Origin of the sequence: Echinicola salinicaeni (assembly GCF_014280965.1) — a bacterium.
In the GTDB taxonomy this organism is placed as follows: domain Bacteria; phylum Bacteroidota; class Bacteroidia; order Cytophagales; family Cyclobacteriaceae; genus Echinicola; species Echinicola salinicaeni.
The window spans coordinates 69,691-81,287 of sequence record NZ_JACODZ010000008.1 but is presented as its reverse complement, the minus strand read 5'-3'; the positions used below and the strand labels follow the sequence as shown (position 1 = coordinate 81,287).

Sequence of the window (11,597 nt, the reverse complement as noted above, 5' to 3'; positions counted from 1 at the left end):
TCAATGAAGAAATTTAATTATATACTCTTATGTGTATTGCTTTTAGTGGCCAATGGGCTTACTGCCCAAACACCTAAAGGCAGTGTATTGATAAAGAATGCAACTGTACTTACAGTGACCCAAGGAACACTTGAGGAAACTGATGTATTGGTTCAGGATGGATTGATCAAAAAAATTGGGAAAGATCTTTCTGCACCTAAAAATGTGGAAAGTATAGATGCTACTGGAAAATTTTTGATGCCTGGTATTATAGATGCCCACTCTCATTTGGCACTGGATGTGGTTAATGAGGCTACAGCACCTATTACAGCTCAAGTTTCTATGGCCGATGTAATAAATCCATTTGACGTGGGGATCTATCGTGCATTGGCTGGTGGGACTACCATTGCACATGGTCTGCATGGATCAGCCAATGCCATTGGTGGTCAAAGCATCACCATGAAATACAGGTATGGTACTCATGATCCTGAGGACATCATCATGAAGGAAGCTCCTAGGACTATTAAGTTTGCTTTGGGTGAAAATCCTACAAGGGTACACGGTCGTGGTAAGAACCTACAGCCTAGAACAAGAATGGGTGTTGAAGCTGTTATCAGAAATGGATTTGCTGAGGCTATACAATACAAAAAGCAATGGGAAACCTATAATGCATCTAAGGATAAAAAGAACAATACGATTACCCCTCCAGAATACAATTTAAAACTGGAAACACTTGCTGATATCCTTGATGGAGAAATCATTATACACTGTCACTCTTACAGGGCAGATGAAATCTATATGCTGATCAATGTTTGTAGAGACTTTGGAGTGGATAAATTGGTGTTTACCCATGTGAACGAAGGATTTAAGGTGGCTCCTGAACTGGCTAAGTACACCATGGGGGCTTCAGTTTTCAGTGATTGGTGGGCTTATAAGTTTGAGGTGTATTATTCAACTGCCTATAATGCCGCTATCCTAATGGAGAATGATGTGATTACATCCATCAATTCTGATTCAGGTGAATTGATCCGCCATCTTTACCATGAGGCAGCCAAAACCCAAAGATACGGCGGCTTGACAGATGAGCAGGCTTTGTCTTTGATTACAATCAATCCAGCTAAACAATTGGGGATAGATGATCTTGTTGGATCCATTGAGGAAGGAAAACAAGCAGATTTGGTCATCTTTGATAACCACCCCCTTTCTGTTTATGCGATTCCTCAGATGACCTTTGTGGATGGCGTGAAATATTTTGACATCAATGACGATGAAGATGACCAAAGATTAAAGGTCAGTCCTACCCAAATGGTCGAGCCTGTTTACCTTCAAGCTGAGGATGAAAGATGTATGCATGGGGTAGAGTTGTTTACTGAAGAAGCAGCAAATTTTACGCATACACATTGATTAATAATTCATTGATAAACAAATGAATAACTGTAAAATGAGAAAAATTAATTTAATTATATATATAGTCCTTTTACTGCTTGTTCCTATACTGTCTTACGGGCAGATTGAAGGGGAAGTATTAAAGCCGGAAGGTGGAAAATTCCTGTTAACAGGAGCTACTGTGGTGACAGTGACTAATGGAGTGCTTGAGGCTACCGATGTACTTATTTCTGAAGGAAAAATTCAACAGATAGGTAAAAACCTAAGTGCTTCCGAAGCTACTGTAGTAGATTGTAATGGACATTTTATCTATCCGGGTATGATTGATTCCGGTACGAGAATGGGCTTAGTGGAAGTCGGTTCTTTGGCTGAAACCCAGGATTATGCAGAAATCGGAAATGTAACACCGAACATGCAGGCTTTGACGGCCATTAATCCAAATTCAGTAGTAATTCCAGTTACTAGGGTTTCGGGAGTGACTACTACCCTATCTGTTCCTGCTGGAGGTTTATTTCCAGGTACTTCAGCTTTGATCAATCTCAATGGTTATACTCCAGATCAAATGTTTGCTGGCTTTAAAGGTGTTCCTATGAATTTCCCTACACTAGCCCGTAGAGGTCGTTGGGACAGAAGAAGCGATGAGGATATTGAGAAGGATGCCAAAAAGGCCATGAAGAATATCGACGAGTTATGGGAAAAGGCCAGTACTTATATGAAGTTGGAAGATGCAGAAGCAGAGCTGACGTATTATCCAGAGATGGAGCAGTTGGCAAAAGTAGTCAGAGGTGAATTGGCCCTAATGGTAGAAGTAAACAAAGCTGAAGATATCAAAAATGCCATCAAATGGATCAAAGAGAAAGAGGTTCAAAAAGCAATTCTTACAGGTGTTTCAGAAGGTTATAGAGTAGCAAAGGAAATTGCTGAGTCTGGTTTACCTGTAATCACTGGACCTGTTTTGGCCATTCCTTCAAGAGACTCTGACCGCTATGATGCTGCTTATTCCAATGCCGGTAAAATGCAAAAGGCTGGAGTCAAAGTAGCATTAAGAACCAATGAAGCGGAGAATGTAAGAAATCTTCCGTTCAATGCAGGTTTTGCCGCTGCCTATGGCTTGGGCAAGGAGGAAGCACTAAAAGCAGTAACTATAGTACCTGCTGAGATATTTGGTGTGGATGATAAATTGGGATCCATTGAAGAAGGTAAAAATGCTACTTTATTTATTGCTGATGGGGATCCATTTGAAACCAAAACCCAAATTAAGCATGTCTTTATAGACGGTTATAAGATTCCAATGACCAGCAGACATATCAGGTTGTATCAGGAATTTTTGGAAAGAAATCCTGGTTTGGAAAAATAATTAACAAGACCCCGGTGAACTTTCCCGGGGTTTTGTTTTATTTAAATATAGAATCAAGCAATTACTGAATATGAATTACTTTAAGGAGAAAAATATATTTTCTGGTCTCATCGCTTTGCTATTATTATGGGCATGCCAGCCAGAAGCCAACAATGATTTATCACCGATCATTGATCAAATTAAATCTGAATTTGCTCCTGATAAGCGTGTGGCATTGTTTAATCTAGCTTATGAAGGAGATACGCTGAAGGGCGAGACTAATTTGCCTAATGCTCTGGAAACTCTTGAATCCAAATTGGACAGTATGGGGCTTGAATATATAAATGAGGTGAAATTATTGCCTGATGCTGACTTGGAAGGGAAAACTCATGGTGTTGTGACTATTTCTGTAGCTAATATTAGAAGTGCTCCCAAGCATTCAGCCGAATTGGCTACTCAAGCGACCATGGGCACGCCCTTGGGCGTCCTTAAGAAAGCTGGCTCTTGGTATTTGGTTCAAACTCCTGATAAGTATATTTCATGGGTAGATGCTGCTGGGATTGCATTGATGGATGAGAAGGAGTTTCAGGCATGGGAAGATGCTGAAAAAGTGATTTTTACAGGTTTGCTAGGCTATGTATATGAAGATAAATCTGAGCAAATGATGGTCAGTGATCTCACCGCTGGTAATGTGTTGGAAGTGAAAGCTAATGCTCAGAATCATTATGAAGTACAGTTGCCTGATGGAAGAAGCGGATATATCAACAAACAAAGTGCAGCACCTTTTCATAGCTGGTTAGGTACGCGAGAGTTGAGTGATGAAAACTTGATCAATACTGCTAAAAATATGATGGGTGTCCCCTATTTATGGGGCGGCACTTCCATTAAGGGGGTGGATTGCAGTGGTTTTACCAAAACAATTTATTATCTCAATGGACAGGTAATACCAAGAGATGCTTCTCAACAGGTACATGAAGGAGAATTGGTGGATACAGATAAAAACTGGGATAATTTAAGAGTGGGTGATTTGTTGTTTTTTGGTAGAAAAGCCACTGATGATAGGCCAGAGCGAATTGTTCATGTAGGCATGTGGATTGGCGATAATTCCTTCATTCATTCCAGAGGAAGGGTGAGGATTAGCAGTTTTGATCCATCTAGCCCCAATTATGATGAATATGAATTAGGCAGGTACCTAAGGACGAAAAGAATTAGACAGGTGCCAAGTGAAAACATTATTTCTGTTGATAAGGTGATAAATTGACAGCTTTGCAATAAGTGCTTTAATGTCAGCGTTGTGTAAGTACACAAGTAAAGTTGAAAAACAAAAAGTCAGAAACAGAAAAATGTTGCTTATCTTATCTGGATATTTTATTCAGATAAATTTTAGCCCTTTTCCAAAAGCATGGAAAAGGGCTTTTTTATAAAATCATTTGTTCATTTGAAAAGTTCGCAATTAAGATTACCAGTGTTTATCGTTTTTATCTTTGGTTAATCTTTCCTAGAAGTTAAAGCATGTTAATCCTTTTGGTACTTTCCTTTTTTACTTCCTTGATAAAGTTCAAACTTTAATAAGCGACAATCAATGGTACCATTGAAGAATTCTATCTTCCTGCTAGGCTTAAGACCTACCCTTTTACCCAAATTCATATTCCCAGTAAAAATATAGCCTGTATATCCTGAGCATTCTTGCTTCATAAAATCCCCCATTCGTTTATAAATGGCCACCAACTCCTCTTCTTCACCCAATCGTTCTCCATATTCAGGGTTAAAGAAAACCACACCATGGTCACTTTCCGGGACAGTAGTTTCTGCAAAGTCCCCTACTTCAAATTGGATATGATCAAAAACCTGTGCGGTTTTCGCATTTTCCTCTGAAGCATAAATGGCCCTTTCACTTAAATCGGAGGCAATGATTTTAGTGCTGATATTATCATTGATCTTCTCCTCTAATTCAAATTTCAGTTTTTGGTAAACGTCATCCTCGTAGCCTTTGATATGCATAAAAGCATAATGGTCCCTGAAAAGCCCCGGATACCTATTGGTAGCCATCAAAGCCGCTTCAATAGCCAAGGTGCCAGAACCACACATAGGATTGACAAATGGTCCTTTCCTATCCCAGTCACTCGCCAAAATAGTGCTGGCAGCCAAGTTTTCGGCCATAGGAGCCTTGCCAGGAATTTTTCTATATCCCCTTTTGGAAAGTGTCTCTCCAGAAGTATTGATAAACAAGGATGCTTGGGTGTCTTTCCAGAATAGCTGGATTACAGCTCCTTCAAATTCAGAACCAGTATCAGGTCTTACCCCGGTATTTTCCCTAAATCGGTCTACAATAGCATCTTTAATTTTTACATTAACAAAAAGTGGATTGTTGACACTTTCGTTTTCAACGTGCGAGACCACAGAAAAATAAGTGTTATTGTCAATATAGTTTTCCCAAGGCAAGGCTTTTATCCTTCTGTAAATATCCTTGGCGTGGTGAAGGTAAAAAGATTTGATTTCAAATAGCACATGGCTGGCCACCCTGAGATGCATATTCAAAAATATACATTGGTTCAAGCTAGCATAAAGCTCCACACTGGTCCTGCCAACATTTTTTGGCTTAAAACCTAAATCCTTTAGCTCCTGCTCCAAATAGGGTGCAAAGCGATCTTTACAGGTGACCACCACCTTACCTTTATGATCAAAATTATTCATGCCTGCAAAAGTACGTTATTTAAGTGATTTATAAATTTATGTTCCCACTAAAAACAAAGAGGAACCTTAAGGTTCCTCTTGTTAATTTTATAGTTTAGATAATTATTTAGGCTTTACCTCATTAATCCATTTGGTCAATGTGTTGTATCCGATATGGTGTTCCTCAGCAAACTCTTCTGCATTGGCATTTTCATCCACCATGGCGTAATCCATCCATTTATCCATTAATTCTTCCTTATTATAGATTTTTGGAGGAATAGATTCGGGTAAGTGCCTGCCGTTTTCATTGAGCAAGTCCAGCAATTCCTGCAAATCATTTCTTACTTCTTCTCTGCTTAAGTCCAGTCCCTTTTCTTTCAATTTTTCCACAGCCTTGGTTTTTACCTTTATGGGCTTCACATTGATGCCTTTTTGGGCTGCAGCTTCCAAGTCTATTTCTTTACCTTTTTCATCAAGGTAGATAAAGCTTTCTTTGTGTTCCTTGATGGTTTTTATGGCTTCTCTTATTTGACGTAACATGTTGAATGGTTTGATTTTTAGGTTTATTAATTTTAAATAATTTCACCCAGCTCAAAGCTTGGGATAGTTAACCTCTCAAAAGGTCTTTTATTATACGTATTTCAGGCTTTCACGTATATTATAAACCACTGAATCTTTGAATCGTTTTCGATTTTATTGATTCATTTGATTATGATAGTCTATTAATGGTTTTAATAATCATTATCTTTGTAGCTGTATTGGAACTAAAGAGATATAATTTAGTTTTATTACAAGGCAAATGTCAATGAGGATATTTGTCATTTCTCATTACGTCACCTCATGGGCCTTGACCCCATGAAAATGTAAAAGTCATGAATGAAAGAAAAAGGGTTGTAGTAGGCCTTTCTGGTGGAGTGGATAGCTCTGTTACCGCCTATTTATTACAACAAGCAGGTTATGAAGTCATCGGCATGTTTATGAAAAACTGGCACGATGAATCTGTTACCATTTCTAATGAATGTCCATGGATGGAGGATAGTACCGATGCCATGCTGGTGGCAGAAAAACTGGGCATCCCCTTTCAGGCCATAGACCTCAGCGAAGAGTACAGGGAGCGTATAGTAGATTATATGTTTTCCGAGTACAAGGCAGGTAGGACACCCAATCCGGATGTACTTTGTAATAGGGAAATTAAATTTGATATTTTCTTAAAGGCTGCCGAAAAATTAAAGGCAGATTTTGTGGCCACAGGGCATTACTGCCAAAAAGGACAGATTGAGGTAGATGGAAAAACAGTTTACCAGCTTTTGGCAGGTGCTGATAATAATAAAGATCAAAGTTATTTCCTTTGCCAGTTAAATCAGGAACAACTTTCCAAGGCCCTCTTCCCTATTGGGCATTTGCAAAAATCAGAGGTAAGGAAAATTGCCAAGGAACAGGAGCTGGTTACAGCAGATAAGAAAGACAGCCAAGGGCTTTGTTTTATTGGAAAGGTAAGGTTGCCTGAGTTTTTACAGCAGCAATTAAAGCCTAAAAAGGGTGATATATTGATTGTCCCTGATGACTTGCCAATCTATAAAAAGCAACGAATTCCGGCTGGGATAGCCCTTGAGGATGTGGAGCAAGAGACACTTGACCAAATATGTTTGCCATTGCAATACACAGCAGATCAGGGCAAAAAGGTAGCTGAACATAATGGAGCCCATTATTTTACTGTTGGGCAACGTAAGGGATTAAATGTAGGTGGAACTGGTAAGCCATTATTTGTAATCCAAACAGATACAAAGGAGAACATTATCTATACGGGCTTGGGTGAAAAGCATCCTGGATTGATGAGACATGGTCTTTTTGTTCCTAAGGAAGATGTACATTGGATCCGTGAAGATTTGAGATTAAATCCTGGAGAAAGTAAACGTTATTTGGCCAGGATCAGGTACAGACAGTCGCTGAGCATGGCTATTTTGATCATGAAGGAAAATGGACTTTATGTGCTTTTTGACCAAGCTCAAAAGGGAATTGCATCAGGACAATTTGTAGCCTGGTATGATGGTGAGGAAAGTATTGGATCTGGGGTAATTGCATAAAATTTTATCTCCTGCAAGATGAAAAAGCAGGAACAATGAAGAAATGAAGGGGGCAAAGGGTGAAGCTTGGAATATTACACAAAAATCCTCCCCTCCTTAATGTTCCTTAACTTCTTAATGGTTAAATACTAGTAACCATGAAGGCATGAAGAGATTAAGGACATGAAGTTAAAATGTTACACAAAAGAACATCAGAAAGCTTCATGTCCCTTAATTCCTTAATAGTCAAAAACTGGGGACCATGAAGGGTTTGAAGCTTGGTATATTATGCAAAATCCTCCCCTCCTTAATGTTCCTTAACTTCTTAATGGTTAAATACTAGTAACGATGAAGGCATGAAGTGATTAAGGACATGAAGTTAAAATGTTATACAAAAGAACATCAGAAAGCTTAATGTCCCTTAATTCCTTAATAGTCAAAAGCTGGGAACCATGAAGGGCTTGAAGCTTGGAATATTACTCAAAAATCTCCCCTCCTTAATGTTCCTTAACTTCTTAATGGTTAAATACTAGTAACCATGAAGGCATGAAGAGATTAAGGACATGAAGTTAAAATGTTATACAAAAGAACATCAGAAAGCTTAATGTCCCTAACTTCCTAATGGTTTAAATTGAATAATTAAGGCATAAAGGGGTTTAGGACATGAAGTTTAAATAGTACGCAGAAAAATATTTCTAACCTTCATGACTCTTAATTCCTTAATGGTTAAAACCAGTGACCATTAAGAGTATGATGGAAATCCCATTTTTTATATCACCAAACAATTTCAATTTATGGTTGAATACCAATTATTTTCCTTGATTTTAGCTATATTGAGACAAACAAAAAACTAAACATATTTATGAAGACAAGTATGATCGGCAAGCTTAGTATTTTTACCATTTTAAGCTTTTTACTTTGTATCAGCCTTTATGCACAAGAAGCCCAAAAGCCCAGTCCAGCAGCAAGCGCAGAAGGAAAAATCAATGGTGCGGATATTACCATTAATTATCACAGTCCCGGGGTTAAGGGAAGAGTGATTTGGGGTGACTTGGTGCCATTTGGTAAAGTTTGGAGAGCAGGTGCCAATGATGCGACTACCTTTGAAACCAGCAAAGATATTAAGGTAGAAGGTAAAACTTTACCTGCTGGAAAATACAGTTTTTTTATTATCCCGGGCGAAGAGGAATCCGTATTTATTTTCAATTCAGTGGCCAAACAATGGGGAGCCTATGATTATGATGCCTCAAAGGATGTTTTGAGAGTAAATATTCCATCTGAGCAAACTTCTACCATGGAAGAAAGATTAGTATATGAAGTGGTCGATGATGGTTTTGAAGTTAGATGGGAATACGGAAAAGGAAAAGTGAATATTCAATAACCCTGATCAGATAAGGACCCATTATGTGTAAAAGCCACCTCTGAATTTAGGGGTGGCTTTTACTTTTTAATAGCGCCAATTTTGTCTTGAATTCTATTACTCCTACCCTTACCTTTGGAGCAAAAATCATAGCACTTTGGTATTTGATCCTTTGAAAATAGACCTGCCTGTTGTGGATATTATCCCACAGGTCAGGAAGCAATTAGCGGAAAATTCCTCTTTGATCCTTCATGCTCCCCCTGGTGCTGGTAAAAGTACCTTAATTCCTTTGGCCTTGATGGAGGAAGCATGGCTAAAGGGAAAGAAAATCCTGATGTTGGAGCCTCGTAGGCTTGCTGCCAAATCCATCGCCATTCGTATGGCAGATCTTTTGGGAGAGAAAGTTGGCCATAGTATAGGTTATAGAATACGCTTTGAAAGTAAGTCTACCGAGCAAACTCAGGTGGAAGTGCTCACTGAAGGTATTATGACCAGAATGATTCATCATGACAATGCCTTGGAAAATGTGGGCTTGGTAATTTTTGATGAATTTCATGAAAGGAATATTCATGCTGACGTTGCTATGGCACTTTGTAGGGAAGTGCAACAAGTCCTCAGACCAGATCTTCGAATCATGGTCATGTCGGCTACCTTGGATATGCCGCAGTTGTCTGATTTACTCCAAGCCCCCATAGCTGAAAGCTTGGGTAAACAGTACCCCGTTGAGGTTATCTATATGCAGGATGCAGATGAATGGACCCTGCCTGAACTTATGAGCCAGACAGTCATAAAAGCTTCCAAAGAGAAAGAAGGTGATATTTTGGCTTTTCTGCCCGGGCAGAGGGAAATCAAAAAAACAGCAGAAATTCTTCATAGGCAATTACCAGATTTTGCCATTTGTCCCTTGTATGGACAATTATCACCACAGAAGCAGCAACAAGCCATATTGCCCCATCCAAATGGGAAACGAAAGGTTGTATTGACCACTTCAATAGCCGAGACCAGCTTGACCATAGAAGGAATCACCGTGGTGGTGGATTCAGGTTTTGGACGTACATCAAAATTTGATCCCAAATCGGGCTTGTCCAGATTGGAAACCATTAAAATATCTAAAGATTCAGCTGCTCAAAGAGCTGGCCGAGCAGGTCGATTGGCCCCGGGTACTTGTTATAGACTGTGGTCCAAGGCTACCGATGACCGGCTCTCAGAGTTTAGGACTCCGGAAATCATGGAAGCAGACCTTGCTCCACTTTGCCTTGACTTGGTTCAATGGGGTATAAAAGACATTCCCAATATGACCTGGTTGAGTCCTCCTCCTACAGGGGCACTGGCTCAGGCTCAGGATTTACTGGAGCAATTGGGGGCAATTGAAGAAAATAAACTAACCAAGCATGGTGAGCAGCTTCGTGAACTCCCCTGCCATCCCCGATTGGCGCATATGTTATTGAAGGCCAAGGAAGAGGGAAATTTGGCCCTGGCTACTGATATTGCTGCTATTTTGGAGGAAAAGGATCCACTTACCAGGGATGCTGGAACAGACCTTAACCTTAGGCTTGAAAAGCTCCGCAGACATAGATCTGTCAATAAGCAAGGCCGTGGATTTGACCGAATAGAAAAAGTAGCAGCCAATTATAGGAAATTATTTGATTTGGCTGAAGATAATAGTCCTTTTGATCCTTTTGAATCCGGGTTGATCCTAACTTATGCCTATCCAGAACGGATAGCACATGCCAGACCAGGTAATAATGCCCAATTTAAAATGACTAATGGTAAGCTGGCCATGATGCATCATAAAGATGAATTGGCACATGAGGCTTGGTTGAGTGTTGCACATGTGGATGCCCGTGATGGATTGGGTAAGATATTTATGGCAGCCCCATTGAATCCAAAGGACCTGGCATATATGGTCAAGGAAAAGGAAGTCGTGGCTTGGGATAGTAGAAGAGGTGAGCTGATTGCAGAGAAGCAATGGCGTATTGGGCATATTGTGTTGCAATCGAAGCCTTTGGATGATGTTGATCCTGAACTGCAAAGCGAAGCGCTATATAAAGCGATTCAAGATGAAGGTGAGCGATTATTGAATTTTGATGATAAGGTCCAAGAATGGCAGAATCGTGTATATAGTCTGAAAATTTGGAATCCTAAAGAAGAATGGCCTGATGTAAGCACAAAGAACCTACTCAATGATCCAGAATTGTTAATGCCTTACCTTATAGATTTGGACAGTGCAGAAGAGCTTAAAAGGCTAAATATTAAGGAGATTCTTCAGCATAATCTTTCTTTTGATCAGCAACAGCTACTGGAGCATTTGGCACCAGAAAGGCTGGAAGTTCCGAGTGGCTCAAAAATTAAAATCAACTATCAAAAAGATGGAGAAAGTCCTATTTTGGCTGTAAGGCTGCAAGAAGTATTTGGACTTTTGGATACGCCCAAGTTAAATGATGGAAAGATGGGTGTTTTAATGCACTTGCTATCACCGGGATTTAAGCCGGTTCAGGTGACTTCTGATTTAAGGAGCTTTTGGGAGAACACCTATTTTGAAGTGAAGAAAGAGATGAAAAGAAGGTATCCAAAGCATTATTGGCCGGATAATCCACTGGATGCAGAGGCGGTTAGAGGAGTAAAAAGGAAGTAATTGGCCAAGACTTTATTCTAAGAAAAGATGGGCTGTTTTTCATTTGATATAATATACGTACAAATAAAATAAAGGGCTTACAATTAGCTATCCTCCCCTTTTTTGTTGACCTTTGGTTAATAATAAGCAAGCACATTTCCCGAAGTTTTCCTTAAAGGCTATTTC

General features: G+C 39.5%; 8 protein-coding genes. 6 read left to right on the top strand and 2 right to left on the bottom strand.

Annotated features, from left to right (window positions below; genetic code table 11):
• Nucleotides 1–3 precede the first annotated feature (3 nt).
• The 3 genes from H7U17_RS16070 to H7U17_RS16060 all read left to right on the top strand — a co-directional run bounded on the left by H7U17_RS16070 (nucleotide 4) and on the right by H7U17_RS16060 (nucleotide 3,962).
• The gene (locus tag H7U17_RS16070) at nucleotides 4–1,383 is read left to right on the top strand and encodes an amidohydrolase family protein (RefSeq protein ID WP_186757780.1); all 1,380 of its coding nucleotides are present in this window, start codon (nucleotides 4–6) and stop codon (nucleotides 1,381–1,383) included.
• 37 nt (nucleotides 1,384–1,420) lie between these two features.
• Nucleotides 1,421–2,722 (top strand): amidohydrolase family protein, encoded by a 1,302-nt coding sequence (locus tag H7U17_RS16065; protein ID WP_186757779.1) that lies wholly within the window; start codon nucleotides 1,421–1,423, stop codon nucleotides 2,720–2,722.
• Nucleotides 2,723–2,792: 70 nt separating this feature from the next.
• Nucleotides 2,793–3,962, top strand: coding sequence for a C40 family peptidase (locus tag H7U17_RS16060; protein WP_186757778.1), 1,170 nt, complete (start codon nucleotides 2,793–2,795; stop codon nucleotides 3,960–3,962).
• 254 nt (nucleotides 3,963–4,216) lie between these two features.
• Here H7U17_RS16060 and H7U17_RS16055 read toward each other — a convergent pair whose 3' ends face one another.
• Together H7U17_RS16055 and H7U17_RS16050 are read right to left on the bottom strand one after the other, a co-directional pair.
• On the bottom strand, nucleotides 4,217–5,395 hold the full coding sequence (locus tag H7U17_RS16055) for a THUMP domain-containing class I SAM-dependent RNA methyltransferase (RefSeq protein ID WP_186757777.1): 1,179 nt from the start codon (nucleotides 5,393–5,395) through the stop codon (nucleotides 4,217–4,219).
• A gap of 102 nt (nucleotides 5,396–5,497) precedes the next feature.
• On the bottom strand, nucleotides 5,498–5,914 hold the full coding sequence (locus tag H7U17_RS16050) for a hypothetical protein (protein WP_186757776.1): 417 nt from the start codon (nucleotides 5,912–5,914) through the stop codon (nucleotides 5,498–5,500).
• Between the two features lie 332 nt (nucleotides 5,915–6,246).
• Between H7U17_RS16050 and mnmA the strand changes: the two genes are divergently transcribed.
• The 3 genes from mnmA to hrpB all read left to right on the top strand — a co-directional run bounded on the left by mnmA (nucleotide 6,247) and on the right by hrpB (nucleotide 11,432).
• Complete coding sequence (mnmA, locus tag H7U17_RS16045) at nucleotides 6,247–7,458, top strand: tRNA 2-thiouridine(34) synthase MnmA (protein WP_186757775.1); 1,212 nt, start codon at nucleotides 6,247–6,249, stop codon at nucleotides 7,456–7,458.
• An 841-nt stretch (nucleotides 7,459–8,299) separates the two neighbouring features.
• Entirely contained in the window at nucleotides 8,300–8,818 is a 519-nt protein-coding gene (locus H7U17_RS16040) for a DUF2911 domain-containing protein (protein ID WP_186757774.1), read from the top strand.
• Nucleotides 8,819–8,954: 136 nt separating this feature from the next.
• Nucleotides 8,955–11,432, top strand: a complete 2,478-nt coding sequence (gene hrpB, locus H7U17_RS16035; protein ID WP_186757773.1) for an ATP-dependent helicase HrpB — start codon at nucleotides 8,955–8,957, stop codon at nucleotides 11,430–11,432.
• Nucleotides 11,433–11,597: the final 165 nt, after the last annotated feature.